General features: G+C 39.2%; 20 protein-coding genes. 11 read left to right on the forward strand and 9 right to left on the reverse strand.

What is annotated here, in order from left to right:
- Positions 1-29: 29 nt before the first annotated feature.
- Both CK510_RS08225 and CK510_RS08230 read right to left on the reverse strand, forming a co-directional pair.
- A complete protein-coding gene (locus tag CK510_RS08225; protein WP_095721241.1) occupies positions 30-2,282 on the reverse strand; it encodes a bifunctional serine/threonine-protein kinase/ABC transporter substrate-binding protein in 2,253 nt (750 codons plus the stop codon).
- 642 nt (positions 2,283-2,924) lie between these two features.
- Positions 2,925-3,518 carry a hypothetical protein gene (locus tag CK510_RS08230; protein WP_245911943.1) on the reverse strand — a complete coding sequence of 198 codons (594 nt, stop codon included), beginning with the start codon at positions 3,516-3,518 and terminating at the stop codon, positions 2,925-2,927.
- Positions 3,519-3,708: 190 nt separating this feature from the next.
- Here CK510_RS08230 and CK510_RS08235 point away from each other — a divergent pair, with 190 nt between their 5' ends.
- On the forward strand, positions 3,709-4,071 hold the full coding sequence (locus CK510_RS08235; RefSeq protein ID WP_095721242.1) for a Lin0512 family protein: 363 nt from the start codon (positions 3,709-3,711) through the stop codon (positions 4,069-4,071).
- 187 nt (positions 4,072-4,258) lie between these two features.
- Positions 4,259-4,696, forward strand: a complete 438-nt coding sequence (locus CK510_RS08240; RefSeq protein WP_095721243.1) for a hypothetical protein — start codon at positions 4,259-4,261, stop codon at positions 4,694-4,696.
- Positions 4,697-4,811: 115 nt separating this feature from the next.
- Here the strand turns inward: CK510_RS08240 and CK510_RS08245 are convergent, their stop codons facing one another.
- The gene (locus tag CK510_RS08245; protein WP_095721244.1) at positions 4,812-5,549 is read right to left on the reverse strand and encodes a 2-phosphosulfolactate phosphatase family protein; all 738 of its coding nucleotides are present in this window, start codon (positions 5,547-5,549) and stop codon (positions 4,812-4,814) included.
- Between the two features lie 380 nt (positions 5,550-5,929).
- On the opposite strand from CK510_RS08245, the gene CK510_RS08250 reads away from it, so the two are divergent.
- Both CK510_RS08250 and CK510_RS08255 read left to right on the forward strand, forming a co-directional pair.
- Positions 5,930-6,349 carry a BlaI/MecI/CopY family transcriptional regulator gene (locus CK510_RS08250; RefSeq protein WP_095721245.1) on the forward strand — a complete coding sequence of 140 codons (420 nt, stop codon included), beginning with the start codon at positions 5,930-5,932 and terminating at the stop codon, positions 6,347-6,349.
- Entirely contained in the window at positions 6,349-7,194 is an 846-nt protein-coding gene (locus CK510_RS08255; protein ID WP_095721246.1) for a M56 family metallopeptidase, read from the forward strand. Before CK510_RS08250 ends, CK510_RS08255 begins: the two co-directional genes overlap by 1 nt.
- Positions 7,195-7,289: 95 nt before the next feature.
- On the opposite strand, the gene CK510_RS08260 is transcribed toward CK510_RS08255, so the two are convergent.
- The 3 genes from CK510_RS08260 to CK510_RS08270 form a co-directional block, all read right to left on the reverse strand.
- Positions 7,290-7,595 carry a hypothetical protein gene (locus tag CK510_RS08260; protein ID WP_095721247.1) on the reverse strand — a complete coding sequence of 102 codons (306 nt, stop codon included), beginning with the start codon at positions 7,593-7,595 and terminating at the stop codon, positions 7,290-7,292.
- A gap of 297 nt (positions 7,596-7,892) precedes the next feature.
- Positions 7,893-8,510: an adenosylmethionine decarboxylase gene (speD, locus tag CK510_RS08265; protein WP_373695789.1), complete on the reverse strand. Its 618-nt coding sequence runs from the start codon at positions 8,508-8,510 to the stop codon at positions 7,893-7,895.
- A 180-nt stretch (positions 8,511-8,690) separates the two neighbouring features.
- Positions 8,691-9,650, reverse strand: a complete 960-nt coding sequence (locus CK510_RS08270) for an AEC family transporter (protein WP_095721248.1) — start codon at positions 9,648-9,650, stop codon at positions 8,691-8,693.
- 187 nt (positions 9,651-9,837) lie between these two features.
- On the opposite strand from CK510_RS08270, the gene CK510_RS08275 reads away from it, so the two are divergent.
- Entirely contained in the window at positions 9,838-10,659 is an 822-nt protein-coding gene (locus tag CK510_RS08275; protein WP_095721249.1) for a M15 family metallopeptidase, read from the forward strand.
- Between the two features lie 145 nt (positions 10,660-10,804).
- Entirely contained in the window at positions 10,805-11,383 is a 579-nt protein-coding gene (locus CK510_RS08280) for a Uma2 family endonuclease (protein ID WP_095721250.1), read from the forward strand.
- 221 nt (positions 11,384-11,604) lie between these two features.
- Here the strand turns inward: CK510_RS08280 and mrdA (CK510_RS08285) are convergent, their stop codons facing one another.
- From mrdA (CK510_RS08285) to mrdA (CK510_RS08290), 3 genes are all read right to left on the reverse strand, one after another.
- On the reverse strand, positions 11,605-13,449 hold the full coding sequence (gene mrdA, locus CK510_RS08285; RefSeq protein WP_095721251.1) for a penicillin-binding protein 2: 1,845 nt from the start codon (positions 13,447-13,449) through the stop codon (positions 11,605-11,607).
- A gap of 314 nt (positions 13,450-13,763) precedes the next feature.
- Positions 13,764-13,934, reverse strand: coding sequence for a hypothetical protein (locus CK510_RS31600; protein WP_158224860.1), 171 nt, complete (start codon positions 13,932-13,934; stop codon positions 13,764-13,766).
- Positions 13,909-15,753, reverse strand: coding sequence for a penicillin-binding protein 2 (gene mrdA / locus CK510_RS08290; RefSeq protein WP_095721259.1), 1,845 nt, complete (start codon positions 15,751-15,753; stop codon positions 13,909-13,911). Before mrdA (CK510_RS08290) ends, CK510_RS31600 begins: the two co-directional genes overlap by 26 nt.
- A gap of 234 nt (positions 15,754-15,987) precedes the next feature.
- Here mrdA (CK510_RS08290) and CK510_RS08295 point away from each other — a divergent pair, with 234 nt between their 5' ends.
- The 5 genes from CK510_RS08295 (at position 15,988) to moaD (ending at position 21,143) form a co-directional block, all read left to right on the forward strand.
- Positions 15,988-17,115, forward strand: coding sequence for an ABC transporter ATP-binding protein (locus CK510_RS08295; protein WP_095721252.1), 1,128 nt, complete (start codon positions 15,988-15,990; stop codon positions 17,113-17,115).
- A gap of 2 nt (positions 17,116-17,117) precedes the next feature.
- The gene (locus tag CK510_RS08300) at positions 17,118-18,206 is read left to right on the forward strand and encodes a polyamine ABC transporter substrate-binding protein (protein WP_095721253.1); all 1,089 of its coding nucleotides are present in this window, start codon (positions 17,118-17,120) and stop codon (positions 18,204-18,206) included.
- Positions 18,207-18,597: 391 nt separating this feature from the next.
- On the forward strand, positions 18,598-19,548 hold the full coding sequence (locus CK510_RS08305) for an ABC transporter permease (protein ID WP_373695790.1): 951 nt from the start codon (positions 18,598-18,600) through the stop codon (positions 19,546-19,548).
- Positions 19,549-20,160: 612 nt separating this feature from the next.
- Entirely contained in the window at positions 20,161-20,802 is a 642-nt protein-coding gene (locus CK510_RS08310) for a J domain-containing protein (RefSeq protein WP_095721255.1), read from the forward strand.
- An 80-nt stretch (positions 20,803-20,882) separates the two neighbouring features.
- Entirely contained in the window at positions 20,883-21,143 is a 261-nt protein-coding gene (gene moaD / locus CK510_RS08315) for a molybdopterin converting factor subunit 1 (RefSeq protein WP_095721256.1), read from the forward strand.
- Positions 21,144-21,329 lie beyond the last annotated feature (186 nt).

Here is a 21,329-nt window from a genome sequence, read left to right on the forward strand (position 1 = left end):
GCGTTCGCGTTTAATTTCCCTTTACTTTCTCATGATTTATTTATCTTTCTTGGAAGAATAAAAACTGGGATGTACCCATCTCCTCCTAGCATTGGTAAGTTATTAGTTCGAGCTTGAGTTATGGAAAATACTCTTTCTGCATCACCAATACCTAGTGAAAGCATCCAGTATCTCGTATTTTGAATTGTAGGAAGACAACCTTGAACGTTATATTTGGATAAATCGCAGGTAATTACATTACTAGCAACAAAGTTTTTGGATAAGGATTCTTTTAATGACTTGCTGTATATTTCTTTGGAATTGAAAAAGATACCTATTTCATTGGAGGGGGAATTATTATTTTGATTATTTTTAATATATTCAGATAAATCATTAGCTGCGATCGCATCGTTTGGAGCGATACGAAAAACATATTTACCTAAGTTATATTCGTAGTCTGAATCAGGTAGTTTTTTTGCCTGTCTAATTGCCGTACTACTAGGAGATACTGTAACTATTTGATGCTTATTATATTCTTCTCCCGCAGCTAAAAGTACTCGACTAGTGAAGTTTCCAACTATTGCCAGAATATTTCTACCCTGAAATTTATTATCACCAGGAATTTGATTATCAATAATATGCTTGGCAACTCGTTTGCTAATGTCTTCTTTGTTATCATCACGTGCAATCACAATCTCCAGTAAAGTTCCATTTAAACTTGGTGTTCGAGTATTGGTTTGATTGTTGATTTGATTCTTTTCTTGATTAAAATTATTTTGTCTGTGAGCTATACCACGCAATAATTGTTCACTAAATTTTCTTAGTTCAACAACATTATTATCGATATCGATAGGAATCACAATTGCAACGGTTAATGGAACTTTTGTGCTACTATTTGCCTTGGCATTATTCCAAAAAATAACAGTTTCTGGGTCTACATAGCAAGTTTTCGTATCATTTTTAACTCCTTTGTGAAATAAATCAATAGCAGCTTTAAAATTTGCTTCAGCAGCTTGATAATTTTGCTTGGCAAAGTCATTCATTCCTGCTTGTTTTTTCGCAAAAGCACCTTGACAATCAGAATTAGTTAATTTATTTTTTTGAGTATCTTGAGCAAGTAAAGACTTTTCCCCACGGGTAAAATATTCTGCGGAAAGAGGAATTTTTTCTGATTTAATAATTATTTGCCATATCAAAACAAGTAATATACCAAATCCAGCAATTCCCAGGGACATCCACAACCAAATCATTGTACCTTTTGACTTTTCAACATCAATAATACCTTCATTACGTAAAGCTCTAATTACATCATCAGCAGACTGATAGCGGTTTTTTGGGTCGGGTTCTAACATTTTATTTAGAACTTTTGCTAATTTTGGACTAATTGTTGCTGATGTTTTCCATTTTTCTAAGTTAAATGGAATATCAAAACTATGGGGGTTTTTACCAGTTAATAAACAGACACAACTTGCTGCTAATGAATATAAATCAGAAGTAAATGTAACCGTTTTACCATGTACTTGTTCTGGTGGAGAAAAACCAGGGGAGACAATCACTGTTTCGCTGGAATCTGCGCCTTCTTCTACAACTTTAACAACCTGTTTTACTGCACCAAAATCAATTAAATATAGCTGCTTATCTTGATTACTTCTAACAATATTAGATGGTTTAATGTCTCGATGAATAAGTGCTTTCTTCGGATTTGCGTGAATAAATTTTAATATTCCTAAAACTTCCTGTAATACTTCTATTACTTCGGTTTCGGAAAAATTTCTTTTTTGTTCACTACGCGATCGCAATAATTCTTTTTCTAAATCTTGACCTTCAATATATTCTTGAACTAAGTAAAATAACTTTTGTTCTCCATTTACTAGATGTTGGTTATCTTGTTGCTGATATTGGGAATAAACTGCAATTGATAATTCAAAAAAAGCATAAAGTCGAGGTATTTGATTATGTCGTAATTCTTCTAATGCTTCTGCTTCTTCTTTAAAAAAACGCTCGACTAATTTTAAACCTGCTGAAGAAAGTTGTGTGTTTGGATGCAAAAGTTTGAGAATTCTATGCCGTTTTTGTGCTAGTGTTTCCCCTGGAGAATCTAAATCTAAAGCAACAAAAGTTCTACCAAAACCACCTTGACCTTTTTCACTTAATGCCACATATCTATTTTTGATAATTAAAGGCATTCCACAGGTAGAACAATATCTTTGTTGTGTTTTACCGTTACTGAAATAATCTTCATCAATTTGGTTGATATGTGGAGGTTGTCCTTTACCTCTTGGACGAGTACAATAAACTTGCATTGACTAGCCTTGCATTTTAACTAAGTTTAAAATCAAAAAATCAAGTGACGGGATATCAGAACAGCATTTATTAATTGATGGTTGGGAAATACTTCCTAGATAAATATTCTATATTCTTTTAGAATAGGTAAGTTATATGTCGGTTTTCCTGTATTGGATTTTACCATATTCAAATTTACCACAAATAGTAACTTCTATACAAAGGCTCTTGGGTTTAATAAATCAGAAAGCGAGTTCAAATAATAATTGCAGCATAATACATACCTCTGCGCTTAAGAGTATGTTTGAAAAGTCGGACAAGGTATAAATTGTCATTCTGAGTGGAGTCTTACGGAACGTACGCGCTACGCGTTGCCGCAGGCTAGAATCTTGCGTTTCATGCGTATATTGAGATGCTGAGTCCCAAGGGGACACGCTACGCGTAGTTTACTTCTCCGCTTCGGAGTACGTGCCTCAGCATGACATTTCGGGGTACTTTTCAAACATCCTCTAAGAAAGCTACAGGAATCGTAACGATTGAAAGATTCCCTACCATTAGACAACCTGTTTTTCCCGTCTTTACTCCTGATTTGAGATTTTCGACTCATAGACTATTGTACAATCTGACTTCTGATTAATGACTCCTAACTCTTGATTTTTTTTTTACAGAGGTTCGTAGCGAACAATTGCTTGTTGCTGCAAAAGATAATTAACACAATTCACGTTTCCTGTGAATTTTTCACAGGGTTCTCTAACTTCAGAAAAACCTATAATAGTGCGAACTTTTAAACCATATTCAGTCGAATAAACTTCGTACAAAAAAGGTTTATCTGTGATAGCAGTCAATGCACCTGCAAGTATTGGAGTCGTACAAATTATCGCTTTTGTATTAGGAGGTACATAATAATCGATATAAAAATCATGGTCTTGTGAATCTTGTGTCCAACCACTATCAACAACTTCGGTAGACCATGATGAACAGCGATTATCAAATCCTTTATCAGAATTAAAACCTCTTTCAATTGCTATTTTTTGAGTTTGACGAGGTTTAAATGGGTCAAGATTACTTTCCGTTTTTTGTGCTGCAAATTGTTTAATTAAACCATCAACATTAATAACTCTCGCCCTAATTAGACTTGTTGAGAGACAAAGATATAATAGTAAAAAGATTCCTCCCACACATGATACAGTCAAAACTACAGGTTTTTTCAAAAGTGGCTTTAATTTCAATGACATTAAATTTAATTTAATCTTCATATTGATGATAAATTGAGAAGAGTGAATTCAGCGTGACTAATTAAGATGACAACTTTTACAGCGATATTAACAAAAACCCGAAAAATAATAGAATTACTTGCATCTCGACAAAAATCTTATTCTCAACGTCCCTTTTAGGTTTATTCTTAAAAGTAGGAACATTTATATTTATAATAACTTTGAGGTAACTGTGACTCGTAAGTGTTTTATCATCGAGATGGGAATGGGCATCGATCAGCATGGGCAAGAACCCACAGTAGCAGCAGCAAGAGCAGTACGAAATGCGATCGCAAATAATGCTCTACTCGGTATTTGGGAAGTTGCTGGTTTAGATAACCCAAATCAAATGATTATCGAAGTAAAGGTTGCTGTTCCCTATCCCGAACAGGTTCGCAAAGAGGAAGTGTTATCTGCTTTGCCATTTGGACACAAGACTTTGCTGCTTGAAAATGGTGGTATGGTAGTTCAAGGTCGAGCAATTCCAGGACTCAACGATAAAAATGATGAAATGTTAATTGCTGTAGCTGCGGTTACAGTTTATGTTGATAATTAATGCTTTCTAGAATAATAAGAATTAACCATTAACCAAAAATAAATAATATTTAATTTTTCTGCATATAAGTATCCGATTATCGTTTTCCTGAACCTTATATAGATGCTCTAATCCATAAGAGTGCGTTCTATAATTAAGGCTGGAGGCTTGGTTGAGATATTATTTTATTATATTTGGACTGCTTTTAATGACGTTTGCGAAAGTTAGTGATTTGACTTGCGATAAGCGGAGCTTAATGCCTTCAGCATATCGCACTATCAAAATGTCAGATGCATCAGGTTCTTGCAAAATAGCCAAGCATGGTTTCCTATGGAAAGAAGAAAAAGAAATCCCTGCTAAAAAGCTCCAAGGTGCTAAAATTATAACTAGTGGTCGCGATAAAAACAATCTGACGTATCAAGTAGTTTTAGTGACAAATAATGAGGAAATTCCTTTTTCCCCCAACACTACTTTCAGCGATAAAAATCAATACAAAGATGTATCTAATCAGATTAATAAATTCGCACGCAATCCAGAAAGTAGTGATTTAAAGATTACTCAAGATGATAGATGGTGGGTAATTGTTGGTTCTATTAGTCTTATTATTGGTTTATATCCCTTGTTCAAGAAAAAGATGAAAAAATAGTCAGCAATCAAAATATTGTAATCAATAAGTATTATTTGATAAGATTGTGTATCAAAAACACCAATACCTAGTAGAGACGTTCCGATGGAACGTCTTTCCCTTTATTCAATATTTATCAAACGTATTTTTTCAATACTCCTGGTTCATGCTGTATCGGCAAGACATCCAAAACATCAGTTTGAGAACAATATTTTAGGTCTTCAACACAGTTTAAACGCAATAAACGTTGTCCATGACTAGCATGATGCAAAAGACCAAGTAAATTATCTTCCCAATAACTGTACAATGCGATCGCGCCGACAACTTCATCATTACCAGCTATTTTTTCCACTGGTATATTCATCTCTTTGCAAACACTATAGGCTATAGCTCCCGCACAAACCGTATCTTCAAGGGAGTAAGTTCCTTCCCAACCCGAACCAACTATCCAAACCGTTTCCGGTTGTTTATCTACTAAATAACGAACTACCGATGCACGATTTATTAATGCTGCTGCCAGTACTGCCTTAGCATCTTGGATACGTTGCAGAGTTCGGGTTCCATTAGTGGTACTAATAAATAAACGTCTTCCATCCACTAATTCAGAAGTACAGTCAAGGGGGGAATTACCGAGTTCAAAGCCAGGAACTTTACCACCACCACGCTCTCCAGCACGGAGACGTTTTTCTGGATGCCATTGCTCGCTAACTTGAATTAGCTTTTCTAAATCGCTAAAAACCTGCACTGCTTCTCCCCCAGCAGCTAAAACCGTCGCAATTGTGCTTGTTGCCCGGAGAACATCAACCGCGATCGCGCAATCGGGTACTTCGAGATTGGGGGTTAGTTCGGGAGTGTGATAAACAAATAGCTTCACGCTCTATATACACCTATAATTTTAGATTTTAGAAATTACATCCTAGAAGATAGCATTACCTACCAGAATTTAAGCCTTACCCACAATTTATTTTGTCGAGCCGTGGCTTACCCTATTACTATTACCTATCTTGTCAACTAAACAACTACTATTTTTTCAGTGGATATATAACCTAAAATAAGCTGAAAGTTGTTGTAAGATTGACATTGACGTTAATTATCGATCGAAGCATTATAATTTCTAATGCTATACATAATTATTTCCTAACATACATACACAAGCAACCTCATTACCGGAGTATGTGCCAAATTATCAGCCTTGGTTGGATATTTTAAAACTCAACTCAAATCTCAAATCTCGACTTAACAAGTACAACCCTTATGGCTCCATTACCAGAATACCGTCCCAAACAACTTTCAGTTGGTCCTTTGGAAGCGGAAATTTTAAATATTGTTTGGGAACTAGGTTCGGCTACAGTCAAAGATGTACACGATCGCATCTTGTCCGATCCAAACCGGGAACTTGCATATACTTCTGTAACAACAGTGTTGCGTCGCTTGACAGAAAAAGGTTGGTTAGCTTGTGATAAATGTGGGAGAGCATTTTTTTGGAGACCATTATTAACCAAGCAGCAAGCAGAAGTAATCAAGGCACACGAACAGTTACAGCGATTTTTGGCAGTAGGAAACCCCGATATCATCGCAGCCTTTGCTGATAGCCTAGACGAAGCAGCTAGCGAGCAAATTCAAGCGATCGCAAAACGTATAGAAGTAGCACGTCAAGCCAGAGAGGAGCAATAATGCACTTAATCATCATTTTTGCCGCGATCGCATTGGCAATGTCAATGCGAGGAACCATCACCACAATCCAAGGTAATTGGAATACCCGATGGCAACAAACATTATTTTTATTCCTATTCCCACCATTACTGATATTTACCACTGCGATCGCGCTCCTATGCATGGGAACCCAGGGGAAAATGGTAATTTGGCATACAGGATGGTGTGGCTATGTCTTCGCATCTAGCAGCTTAATTTTTTCAACCCTGCTGTTAGTCAGACTTGCTTACCAAGGTTGGAAATCAGTGCGATCGCTTCGTCAGTATCCAAAAACTAAACTTGGTATCCAACCAGCGCGACTACTAGATACCCAAACCATGTTCGCGGCACAAATTGGCTTTTGGCAATCGGAATTGGTTATCAGTCAAGGTTTACTCCAAAGTCTCTCACCACAACATCTAGAAACCGTCATTGCCCACGAACAAGGACATTACCACTATCGGGATACATTTTGGTTTTTCTGGCTAGGTTGGATCAGGGAATGTACAATCTGGTTGCCGAATACAACAGAGTTGTGGCAAGAATTACTGATTTTACGTGAACTCCGTGCTGATGCCTACGCAGCTTCACGAGTGGATAATTTATTACTAGCTGAATCATTACTCCTAGTCGTTAGCAACCAACCAGCATCCTCTAATATACTTTGTGCGGCTTTGGGTTCTTCAAGTCACGGAGACAAACTAGAGCAGCGCATCGAAGCATTACTCAATCAACCAGAAACCTCGACAACGCAATTCGATTCCCTACCTTGGCATCCCTTCCTGTTGGCATTGCTACCCCTCGCAACCATTTTATTCCACCAGTAGCACCGTAGAGACGTTCCGGTGGAACGTCTTATAATTTATTTATTTATTTATTTATTGTTTATTTATTAATTATTCTTTATTCAAAATTCCAAATATTAATCTTTAGTCTTGGAAGTATTCATCATCCAAATACGTTCCAAAAGCTCGATACTTAATTCTCTCTGGGATTTCGGTTTTTGATTTGACGACTGTTGCTTTAACTCATAAATTATACGAATAATCGCCACAAATATCAACATTATTCCTAACCCACCCAAATAGTCAAATATAGACAGCGATACAATAGTTTCAGAAATTTGGGTAGCAGGTGAAACTTCAATACTTAGTCGATTAGTTTGGTTAGTCGAATCGGTAATATTAGTATTTGCAGTCAAGTGAATCGGATAGTTAAACAAGCTCATAATTTTTCACCATTTCTAAATTTACAACATAGGCAAATTTAACCCTTATTTAATCAATAGGGATAATTCATGGTGTTTATGCAGCTTGTAGCAAAAGTTAATAAAAATTGGATAAGAGTAAGTCACAAAATGAATGATCCTGTGTTGTCATGCTGTAGCAAGCAACAGAATGACATTGGGCATTCCTTTCTGTGGAGTTCTCTAACGCCACAAAAATGATAGAGATGCGATCGCATAGCTCAATGCAATCAGACATATCGCATCTCTACATTGGGGCTTTTATTTCCAGGGAAGTAGTTAAATTATCTCAATATGCGGTTGCACAGTTGGGGAAAACTTACCACGGGGAAGCTTCATCAGTAAGTGTTTACTCGATTTAAATGCACGAGCAATAAACTCACAAGCTTCAACAGGTGTTGTATGTTCACCACATGTAAACACATCAGCCGCAATATAGCCATTTTCGGGCCAAGTATGAATCGAAATATGCGACTCTGCTAAAAGCGCTAATGCTGTCACCCCTTGAGGATGGAACTGATGGGTAATTCTCTCTAACAACGTCGAACGGGCAATCTCAGCCGCATCTACCAAAGTCTGTTTAATGAACTCAACATCATTGAGAAGTTCTACTGGACAACCATATAACTCTAACATGCAATGGGTGCCGACTGGAACTTGTGGGTCTTGAGGGATAAACTCTTCGGGAATATGGTCTTGGGTAATATAACTTGCAATAACCGGAGAACTTCCTTGACTGTCTTGTTGTGGAGAAACTAGCTCTTTGATTTTTGTTGCCAGTCCAGAATTAGAGAAACTCTCGCTATTATTCAACTCTGCAACCGAGTCAAAAAGAGTAGCGCCAATTGTCAAATGTTCCACAGCACTGCCACCCATTTGATTGCGTAAATCTTCCATTTTGATGTACCTAAGAAAAAAATAAAATCATGAGAATTTGATTTGTTGTGAAAAATGGCACTAAAAAAGAGCATATTGCCAACATTTAAGCAAACAGAATTTACTTAAGAAGCGACACCTAGCACTTTTGAAATATTTCTCTCACAAGCTTCTCATCATAACACCTTATTTACTATTTCGCTATTGAAAAAACCACAACCAAAACGGTAGAGTTATCAGTAAAATCATCGAGCCAACCGAAACAGCAGTTACAGCCAGTTCGCGATCGAGATTAAAGGTTTCTGCCAGCACTAAAGTGGCAAACGCGGGAGGCATTGCCATTTGTAAAACGATGACTTGAGCAATTTTCCCAGTCAAACCCAAGCGATGCAAACAAATTCCCAAAACAAAGGGTACGAAAACCATCTTGATGATTAAGCTAATGCTAGCTAACTTGAGACTTCCCCAAGAACTCAGCTTGCTCAATCGCATTCCGATTAAGATTAAAGATGATGCGATCGCACTCCAAGCTAAAAAATCCAAGCAAGATACAGCGATATCTGGTAAAGGAACTTGACGCAGCAGCAAACCCACCCCAAAGCTCCACAAAGCAGGGTTAATCAGAATTGCTTTGAGAATTTGGTTGCGTTCTTTCCGTAGTGTCTTCTGTGGAGAATTGCGATCGCTATTTTGACTACCACTACCAAACTTTGCCGCAAGTGCCACTCCAAACCCATAAGCACCCAAAGTCGTACCGAGTAAATCGTAAAATAGTGCCCAAGCAAAATATTGAGTTCCAACCAGGGAAAGCACAATTGGATAACCCAGATACCCTGTATTCCCAACCATCGCTGCTAAAATTAAGCTGCCTTGAGTTGAAGAGGGGATAGTTATATTTATCCTCAACTCGATTAGATAGATTACCAACCAAGCCAAAACCGCACCACATAGAATCGCAGTATAAGCAACAGCAGGAGCAACCCAAACCTGTCCCGACAAATCCGTTTTCCGCAAAAACGCCACAATACTCGTCGGTACACCAATCCAAAATAGCCACTGCCCCAACCGCATCGGCACCTTTGCAGGTAATATCCGTCCCAAAATAAAGCCAATTAAAGCCAAACCGATTAACTTGGCATAAAGTTCTAAAAGGTTAGTCATCACAAATAATCGATAATTATGTAGGTTACAGCTATTGCAGCAAATAAAGAATGAAGTATAAAGTATGTTCGGTAGGGAATTACGAAGTTAGGAGTTAATAAATCCCCAATCCCCAATTCCCTATTGCGTTATTTTTTTCCCAGACTACAATCGGTTATGGCAATTGAACAAAAGCAGGAGTTAAACCTTGAGTAACGGTGGGCTTTCTGGAAAACCGCAAAATTCATCATCCGGTTCTGGTGACGATATTCCAGCAGCGTTACGAGACACTCCTGACGTTGCAGGAAAAAGTCATTTGAAACTGCCAGTAATAATTATTGGTGGTATTGCCGGATTTCTATTAATAGCGGCAGTTAGTGGGTTTATATTTTTCATTACCGCACAGAAAAAAGATGCGAATCAGCAAGCTGTTTCTACAGATACAACTGCTGCAACATCTTCTCCATCGCTGAATCCCGGAGATACCCAAGCAAAAGCCAATGGTTCGCTGCTGGGACATTTGCCCTATCCAGAAGTACCAGAGACGGAACTCGCATCAATTTCCCCCGATGGACGCTTTCGGATGCGAAAAGCAGCAGCAGAACAATTCCTGACAATGCAACAAGCAGCACGCAGCGCAGGGGTTAATTTAGCGCCAATTTCCGCTTTTCGCTCAGTTAAAGAACAAGAACAATTATTTTTTCAGGTTGGAGCTCAACGTAACCAAACCCCAGCCGAACGAGCAGCACTATCAGCTCCTCCCGGTTATAGCGAACATCATACAGGTTTCGCGCTTGATATTGGTGATGGGAATGTACCTGCGACAAATTTAAGCGAGAATTTTGAGAAAACCAAGGCTTATCAATGGCTAGCACAAAATGCTGCTAAATACAGGTTTGAATTATCTTTTCCTAGAGATAATCCTCAAGGGGTAAGTTACGAACCTTGGCATTGGCGTTTTGTGGGTGATACTCAAAGTTTGGAGACTTTTTATAAAGCGAAGAATGTAAAGCCTGTAAAAACACCGTAATCGTTTTAGGTAAAAAGGATTAGTTTTCCCCTATAATATTTTAGAGTTTACAACCGCCAAGAACGCCAAGACGCAAAGGGAAGAAGGAAGAGATAACCACCCTCCGTTATCCGCTAAAATCAAAGCAAACTAGAAAAATGTTGCTATGATAGCTATCCCCCAACAGCCGCAAAAAATGACCATCGAGGAATATCTCGAATGGGAACCCCTGCAAGAGCTTCGCTATGAATATTTTGATGGTGAAGTCTTTGCGATGACTGGTGGTACAATTCCTCACAATGACATTGCACTTAATTTTTACAGGGGTTTATACCCACATTTACGTGCTAGAGGTTGCCGGGTAAATGTGTCAGATGTGAAGGTGCAATTTGAGAGTAAAAGTATCTATTATTATCCTGATGTTATCGTCAGTTGCGACCCTGAAGACCTGAATGCTCGCAAATTTATTCAAAATCCGAAAATAATTGCCGAAGTTCTTTCCCCCAGTACAAGTGGGAAAGATAGGGGTGAAAAATTCACTAATTACTTGAAAATACCCTCTTTACAGGAATATTTATTGATAGATTCGGAAAAAATATCCGTCGAACGTTATTGTCGGGGAGAGGGAAGAATGTGGCTTTACTATCCCTACAGTGCTGGAGATATGATTACCCTATCCAGCATCGAATTTGAGATTGCGATCGCACTACTCTACGAAGGTGTTGCATTTGCAGCTGATGAATAACTGGATATCCAGTAATACTTTTAACATCAATAATCATATTTGAGTATTTATATTGAGAAAAACCCAGCTTTCTATTTCTATATAGAGAATATAAATATACAAGTATGAGGGATACTCAATGTCGATAAAATCACAGCATTGCTAATTTCCCAGGTAGTCGTCAAATTATTGCGATCGCAGATGGATTACGACTGCTTGACTTTCAAAACAGTCGCTACGAACTAATTTGCTTTTACTTTTACTTTTGCTTCCTTAGCTTCCGGTTTCTCAAATTTACCCGGATACTTCCTTTGGAAATAATTTTCCATTACCTGTAATGCCATTGGTGCAGCAACACTACCACCACCACCATCAGAGTGTTCTCCAAAGGTTACCACAAGAATTTCCGGTTTATTTGCAGGAGCATAACCACCAAACCAAGTATGGTTTCTTTTTACACCTTTATACCAAGCCTCCGCAGTACCCGTCTTTCCTGCCATTGGAGGCATTGTATTCACATTCAGCTTTTTCGCGGTTCCATTGGTAATTACTTCCCGCAATCCAGCTTGTAATATTTTAATAGTTTCTGGCTTCATCCCAATTGGTTCACGCCAACTTTTCGCTTCCTCATTATCTTTAATCAAATGGGGTTGAACGCGATAACCTCCATTGGCAGGAGCGGCAAACATCACCGCAACTTGTAAAGGTGTAGTCAATAAAGCACCTTGACCAATAGACATATTTACTGAGTCACCAACCGTCCAATCTCGCTTTGCGGTTTTGCGTTTGTACTCATTATCAGGAATAAACCCTGGGATTTCTTCTACTTTGAAATCAAATCCAGTTTCTGAACCAAATCCGAACTTGCGTGTCCATTTTATCAAGGTTTCGCCACCAATACGTGCCCCAACTTGATAGAAAAAGGTATCGCTACTATTTGCCATTGCCCCAGTCCATCCTAAAGGACCAAAACCCGCATGGTTCCATTCGCCGAAACGAGTACCTCCAAAATTTAGAGAACCGTAGGTTGGTAAGACTGTACTAGCAGAAAATTTACCTGATTCGAGTCCAGCAGCAGTAGTGACAATCTTAAAGGTACTCGCGGGTGCATATTGACGTAATGCCCGGTTGAGTAGGGGATGGCTTTCACCCAACAAGATTTTTTGTAATTCCTTCTGTGATGGACGCTGTTTCGAGAACACATTTGGGTCAAATGTGGGGTGGGAAACCATCGCCAAAATTCCACCATTGTTGGGATTCATGGCGATGATTGTACCATTGCGATCGCCTAAGGCTTTTTCTGCAACTTTTTGCAGTTCTAAATCAAGGGTCAAGTGCATATCTTTGCCTGCTTTGGCTTGTTTCTCCCCTATCACTCGCAGAGGACGACCCCGACCATCAACTTCGACTTCTCGCCCCCCCCATTCGCCCCGCAGATGCTTCTCATAGGCTCTTTCTAAACCCATTTGACCGATAACATCACTGAGCCGATAGCCTTCTGGCTTCCTTTTCTGCAACTGTTCGGCTGTCAATTCGCGAGTATAACCTGTAACATGGGCAGTTGTTTCCCCATGTGGGTAAAAACGAACTGCCTCGGCATGGATTTCCACATTTGGAAGTTGATGCTCGTATTCTTTTAAAGCTGTAATTTGCGCTTCTGTAATGTCGCGAGCAACACGTACCAACGAAGATGAATTAGGACCTGCTTCGATTAATTTTTCTTCGATTTCCACAAGTGGCATATCGATAGCCTTTGCCAAACGCGGACCAATGGTTTCATCCCAGCCCGGTTTGGTATGCGCCATAGGCCAAAGATAAACTGAGTATGGGTAGCGGGTTGTAGCTATAGTTTTACCATTGCGATCGAATATGTTACCGCGTTCGGGTTGTTTGGGAATCATCCGCACCCGATTCGATTGCGCTCTCTCACTATACTTTTTCCCTTCAATTACTTGTAACTGCCCTAATTTCACACCCATGACAGTAATTGACGCTAGTGTGAATAAGATTAAAAATATTGATTGGATACCCTTGCCAACTGTAAGCGTATCTCTTTTTCTACCTATTTCGGAATTTAATAGTGCCATAATTATAGGGATATCACTGAGATTGTTTGTAGCTGTGTTTTTGTATAAATACGTAGTACGATAAAAGTATTATCGGCATGAATCGTCAAAACTTATCCTAAAATCTGTGTCGTCGATGTCCACCAATTATTAAAATAATATAAGCTTCTAATAATTGCGTGCCTTGAAAGCTACAACAAGGAAAGTTTTGATTATTTTTTCCAATCGTAAAAATAGATTTTTACTGATGTTCTTTATACTACACTCAGTAATGTTATTTTTTAAGTAGGAAAAAATTCAAAATACCCTAATAATTAGACATCTCTGAGAATTAATTATGGGTTATCCAAAACCCTTGTAGAGACTGCGAAGTTGCCGCGAAACTTTGCCACGGGGAGTATCCCCGTGGCAAGATTTCGAGAATATTCTGTCCCGGCACATTCGCGTAGCACTGCAACGTCTCTAATTGTCTGGAGATGACTAGTCTGCGGCTTTAGCTTTTTCATTTTTTTCCAATTCGGTTTTCGTGTACTTGCCTGGATATTTATTCTGGAAATAAGCTTCAAGAACATCCAATACTAAAGGACCACAGAAAGTACCACCGTGGTCACCAGAATTATCTCCAAAAGCCACAACAACTATTTCCGGCTTATCAAATGGTGCATAGGCTCCAAACCAAGTGTGATTAGGACGACCAACACCAGCTTCGGCAGTACCGCTTTTCCCTGCGGCTGGGGCAATTGAAGCTACGTTTAAGGTCTTTCCTGTACCTTCAGTGATGACTAGCCGCAACCCATCCCGTATAACTTTGATGGTAGAAGGCTTTATACCGATTGATTCCCGCCAATTTTTCGCTTCTCCGTTGTCTTTGAGGAGGTGGGGTTTGATACGATAACCACCATTCGCGGGAACTGCAAACATAATAGCGGCTTGTAAGGGTGTAACTTGCAATGCCCCTTGACCAATGGACATATTAATGGTGTCACCTACAGTCCAAGGTATCTTCCAGGTTTTCTGCTTCCAGTTCTCATCAGGTACTAATCCCCTAGATTCCTCATCACTAAACTCAATCCCGGTTTTTTGACCAAATCCGTATTGACGCGTCCATTCTATCAGTGTGGGACCACCAACAGCACGCCCAACTTGGTAAAAGAAAGTATCGCTACTTACCGCTAAAGCCCTGGGAAAACCGATCGCACCAAAACCCGCGTGATTGTGTTCGCCAAATGTCACACCTCCAACTGTTAAAGAACCGTAGGTTTGTAATATCGAACCAGGATTAAATTTACCCGATTCTAACCCCGCAGTTGCGGTAATAATTTTAAAAGTACTTGCAGGTGGGAATGCACTTAAAGCTCGATTCACAATCGGGTGATCTGTACCCTGTAAACTTTGCCAATCTTTCTGACTCAATTTTTGCTTAGAGAAAATATTCGGGTCAAACGATGGATTTGATGCGATCGCAAGTACCGCACCATTATTGGGATCGAGTGCCACGATCGCACCTCTTTTTCCGGTTGCAGCTAGGGTTTTTGCAGCTGCTTGCTGAACATTTAAATCGACGGTTAAGTATAAATCTTTGCCTGATTTCGCTGGTTTTTCTCCCACAACCCGTAATGGACGACCTCGACCATCAACTTCTACCTGTTGACCTCCCCATTCTCCCCGTAAGCTTTTCTCGTAGGCTTTTTCTACACCCATTTGACCGATAACATCACCCAAACGATAACCATCTTTTTTTCTTGCATCCAATTGTTCTACGGTCAATTCGCGGGTATAACCGAGAATATGTGCCATTGTTTTGCCATGCGGGTAAAAACGCACGGCTTCTGTATGAATTTCTACATTTGACAAGTCACCTTCGTATTCCTTCAATGCTGTAATTTGGGCTTCACTGAGGTCACGGGCAACCCGCACCAGGGAGGATGAATTTGGACCTGCTTGTTCTAATTTTTTTTCTATTTCTTCTTTGGGAATATCTATAATTTGCGATAAACGTGGGGCTGTTTTGTCATCCCATCCTGGTTTGGTATGTGCCATAGGCCAAAGGTATACCGAACGGGGATAGCGTGTTGTGGCTAAGAGTTTACCATTACGGTCAAAAATATTACCTCGTTCCGGCTGCTTGGGAATGATGCGAATCCGGTTTGATTCGGCTCTGTCGTGGTACTTGTGTCCGTTGACAACTTGCAGATAGGCTAATCTGCCTTCGATACCCAGGGAACCGATGAGGGTGAGTAATATTAAAAATATCGGTTGGATGCCCTTTCCAACTGTACGTCCATCTTTTTGTTCGTTTAACCGAAGCTTATCTAATAACGTCATAAGAAAAAAATTATAGTGTTGATAATAAGCTTTATCTGTATTCATCTCGACATGAAATATACCGGATGCTCCCCGAAAACTATGGAACTGATGCCATGTTTTAAATAGGCTGAGGATAATACTCTGTGTATTTTATTTTTGGCGGATACAATAAACCAAGGAGCTATTCAATGTCAGCCTATTAGGTTACATGAGTTGGCTACAATACGTATATTTACTGAAATTGTCGGGGTTATGTCTCAAGCTGTCAAGCAGAATCAGGGCAAAAAAGCAGTGCTGGAACCACTAGATGTTGAGTTGCGAAATGTTTTTAAGTTTTTTAACCAAGAGCCAGCAGTACATGGCATTGACTTGGATGTGAGGCAGGGTGAGTTTTTTAGTATCCTGGGTCCATCTGGTTGTGGTAAAACGACGACATTACGTATGATTGCGGGATTTGAAACCGTAGATGCTGGGAAGTTATTGATACGTGGACAATCGATGACTAATATTCCAGCTTACCAGAGACCAGTTAATACTGTGTTCCAAAGTTACGCTTTATTTAAGCATTTGAGTGTTTGGGATAACATTGCTTTTGGTTTGAAGTTAAAAAAATTACGCAAACCAGAAATCGAAAGTCGTGTTAATGATACTTTGGCTTTGGTAAAAATGGAAGGATTGCGATCGCGTTTCCCATCTCAGCTTTCGGGGGGGCAACAGCAGCGTGTTGCTTTAGCGAGAGCGTTGGTAAATCGACCTGCGGTAATCTTACTAGATGAACCTTTGGGAGCGCTAGATTTAAAGTTACGCAAGGAAATGCAGTTGGAACTGTCGAACCTGCATAAAAATTTGGGCTTGACTTTTGTGATGGTGACACACGATCAAGAAGAAGCGCTATCACTTAGCGATCGCATTGCGGTGATGAATCAGGGTAAGGTGGAGCAAATTGGTTCTCCTAGCGAAATTTATGAACATCCCCGCACAAGATTTGTAGCTGATTTTATTGGTGATACTAATTTATTTGCTGGTGAGGTTGTCGCTATCGATGGGGAAAATTTACAAGTTGTCACTAAAACTGGATTAAAAATAATAGTTAGTCGCACGGAAAACTCCCCTACTCAAACATCCCAGTCAATTAGTGTGAGTATTCGTCCTGAAAAAATTCAGTTATCGCTTTATAAGCCAAGTTTGCAAGTAAATTGTTTTGAAGGCAAACTTGTTAATGTTATGTATTTAGGGACTCACGTTAATTATTTGATTGAGTTGGAAAAGGGCGATCGCATGACTGTAACGCAACCAAATACGGTGGGAATTATCCCTGATGCTAACACCTCTATTTATGCATGGTGGGGCGAAAATGATTGTTTTTCTATTTGCGACTAGTCATGACTAAAAGAAGAGAATTTATCAAGAGTTTAGCCGCATTATCGGGGTTATCCCTCACAGGATGCGGTTGGAAACTGGGGAATGTGCGATCGCAAACGACAACGAAAGGACAACGGGATCAATTATATTTATTCACTTGGACACAATATACTGACGATAAAGAATTACTCAAAGCTTTTACTAGTCAAACTGGTATTAAATTATTTGCCGATTTGTATGATTCTAATGAAGTGATGCTGGCAAAAATGCTAGCCGGAGGTGGTGGTGCTTACAGCGTCATCTACCCAACTGACTATGTAGTGCAGAAGATGTTAGATAAGGATTTATTAGCCGAAATCAAACGCGATCGCTTGGTGGGAATTGACAATTTATTTACCCAATTCCAAAACCCTCCCTATGACCCAAATAATCGCTACAGTATCCCTTTTACTTGGGGAACAACGGGTTTTATCTATAATACTGAAGCTTTAACAACTCCTCCTGATAGTTGGGAATATCTGTGGAAAAATAGTGATAAGCTCAACCGGAAAATGACTCTCCTTAGTGATACTCGCGAGGTATTTGGAGCCGTTTTAAAAATGTTGGGTTATTCCTATAATTCTAAAAATGAAAGCGAGATTAAACAAGCTTATGAAAAGTTGCAGGAACTCAAACCATCACTTTCTGGTTTCGATACTGATGCATGGCGCAATAAAATTTTGTCGGGTGATTTATTATTAGCAATGTGTTACTCAGGTGATGCAATTAAAATTATGAAGGAAAATCCTAAATTCAAATATGTGATTCCTAAAAATGGTACTTCTTTGTGGACAGATACTTTAGTAATTCATAAATATGCACCCAATCCAGATGGTGCTTATGCTTGGATAAATTATTTGTTGCAACCAGAAGTTTCAGCCAAATTAACAACACATCAAAGTCTTGCTACTCCTAACCAAGCATCCTTTGATTTATTACCTAAAAGATATCAAAATAATACTAGTTTATTCCCTTCTGAAGAAATACTAAATAAATGCGAACGTCTTTCTCCTCTTGGTGATATAGAAGAAGTTTATGACCGTTATTGGACTCAATTAACTAGCGGTTAATTAGTTAGGAATTATCCCATTTTAATATGAAGATGCATAAAATAACCCCACCGCCTGTGGCACCTCCCCTTGCTTTACGCGCTACTCTACGAGAAGACGAAGCGTCTACCGCGTTCCCGCAGGGTAGGGGAGGTTGAGAGGAATCGAAATAATGTGGAGCTTCACAAGTAATTAGAATTAGAAATTATGGGATGTTTTATATTGATTATTTTTTTAAATTTTTATTGATGTGAGAATCCCGTAGGGGCAGGAAAACCCTGCCCTATATTATATTTTATTTAATCTAAGTGATATCTACTATATATACTAATAGTTACTAGTTGTAAATTACCAATAAATCATAAGCTAAAAATAAACAAATTAAGAATTACAAACTATGTCTAATTCTCAAATGAATTCATTAAATAAAATGGGCGAAATTGAAAAATCGAATCGTCCAAAACTTCAATGGTTAGAACCAATATTATTACTAGCACCATCTGGTATTTGGTTAGTACTTTTCCTAGTTCTGCCAACACTAATAATATTCGAGTTAAGTTTAGTACCAGGAATTCGACCAGGAGATATAGTCAATCCAGGGGGAATTACTGACTACAGCCAATTTTCTAACCCTCAACGATGGCAAACTATCTGGGAATCACTAGTACTTAACTATACCCGCATAATCGATCCACTCTACTTACAAGTAATCAAGCGATCGCTCTCTTTTGCAATTGGAACTACGGCAATTTGTTTAGTGATTGCTTTCCCTGTAGCTTACTGGATAGCGCAACTAGCACCACAACGCTTTAGAAATATCTTAGTGCTGGCATTTGTCTTGCCCCTATGGACATCTTCCCTACTGCGTACCTACGCTTGGATTACAATTCTTCGTCCAACTGGTTTACTCAACAGTATATTAACCAGCATCGGTTTACCAGCACTCGATATACTCAACCGCAATTCTGCCGTATTCATTGGGATGAGCTACAGTGCCCTTCCTTACATGGTATTAATTTTATATGCTTCCCTCGAAAAGCTCGATAAACAACTTTTAGAAGCAGCAGCAGATTTAGGAGCAAACCCCATCCAAGTATTTTGGAAAGCGACAATACCCCAAGTAATTACCGGGATTGCTGCCAGTTCATTTTTAGTATTCATCACCACATTAGGGGATTTTGTCAACCCCGAATTATTAGGTGGTGCTTCCAGCATGACAGTAGCACGACTAGTTTACAACCAATTTTTAGGCGCAACCCAAAACTGGGGATTTGGTTCCGCTTTGAGCATGACTTTGATTTTACTAGTAAGTATTGCGATCGCGCTTTTGATTAAATTTGGTGAAGCGACTCCCAAACAATAATTACAAAGAATCCAATCCCGATTCTGAATTCTGGGTAAACATAAAAAATGCCTGATTTACAAAAAAATCCGGTTCCTTGTGTTAACGTTAACCCTAATATACAGTCCCGTAACTCAACACAATTATTGATAAGATGTGTGATTTCAGCGATGTCTGTGTTTTTAAAGACATAGTTAGTACTGAACTCAGACTATATATCTTTGCAAATATGAGCTTCAGACGATAGTATATGTAGCGTGATAATGCTTTAAACCTCGTCCATGATGAAACCCGGAGTTTTTTTTAGCGATTCAAATGCGTCATTGCGACGTAAGGTAGACACGTAGAGCGCTAGCTCATCCCGCAGGGTAGCAATCTCAAGGTCTTTATGGAAAGAAAACTACAGTTCTCAAGATAGACGAGGTTTAATAGTGACCAAAGATTGAGTTGATGACAAATTTCCGGAAAATGAATTTTCGGAAGCGAAGAAATTGTCAAGAGTGAACTTAAAAGTAAATTACAACTCTTTATTATTAAAAGTTCAAGTTTTAAGCTTTAAGCTTTAAGTTGTAAGTACTCTCCAAAGAGTATCTACCCAAAGTAAACCGATATTCGCGCTTGTGATGGCTGAAGATGGATGTTGTAGATTGCTATCGTGTACTAGGTTTGAGGACAGGTGCTTCATTTGCCGATATTAAAGCTTCTTACCGAAGATTGGCTATTCAGTATCATCCTGATATTAACCCGAACGACCATAAAGCTAAAGAAAAGTTTATCACCTTGACCGAGGCGTATAAGTTGCTCGTGCAAGCTGTTTCACCAGCAGCAGATACATCTCAGCAGTCAAGTCAGAAACAAACCAATCAAAAACAAGCTGCTACATCTCAATCAAAAACAACAACGCAAACAAAACAAACAGCAACTCAACAAGCTGCACCACAAGAACAAGTCAAAACCAAACCACCAAATGCATCAGAAGTGGAACGACGGTTAAAGTGGAATACATATCAGCAATTGCAGCGTTTCTTGCGAGAAAGAAGATTTCCCCAAGCGATCGCACTTGCAGAAGCACTTGCCGAGCGTTTACCAGAGGATGCGGAAGTGCGGCAGTGGCAAGCAATTTCCTACCAAATTTGGGGACGTGCATTAATTGGTGAAAAACAATGGCTCAAAGCTCGAATATACCTGAAAAAAGCATTAAAAACTGACCCGCATAATAAATCTCTACTTGACGAAGTTCAACGGGACTTTCAGAAACTCGAACAGATTTTTTAACTAATGTTTCGTTCGTAACAAACAAATTTAAAATGTAGAGACGTGGCGATCGCGTCTCTTTTTTTTATTGCGCTAATGTTATGTCCAAATCTACCATTACCATTACCGTTAAGCTATTTGCCGCATACCAAGAAGCATATAAGGTTCCAGAATTAAAGCTAGAATTTCCCGAAGGGACACCAGTACAAACAGTTCAAGAACACCTGCAAACACAACATCCCGAACTAGCCAAATGGCGTAATGTTACCCGTTTTGGCATTAATTTATTATTCGTCGAACCCGACACAATCTTGCAAAACGGGGACGAAGTAGTATTGATTCCCCCCGTTAGTGGTGGTTAATGGTGGTTTACGGTAATTCGTGATGGTTCGTGATGGTTTGCGGTAATTCGTGATGGTTCCCGCTAATTCGCGTTGATTCGTGATGGTTCGTGATGGTTCGTGATGGTTTGCGGTAATTCGTGATGGTTTACGGTAATTCATGATGGTTTACGGTAATTCATGATAGTTTACGGTAATTCATGATGA

The sequence above is a fragment of the Brunnivagina elsteri CCALA 953 genome (assembly GCF_002289455.1).
Lineage (GTDB): Bacteria > Cyanobacteriota > Cyanobacteriia > Cyanobacteriales > Nostocaceae > Brunnivagina > Brunnivagina elsteri.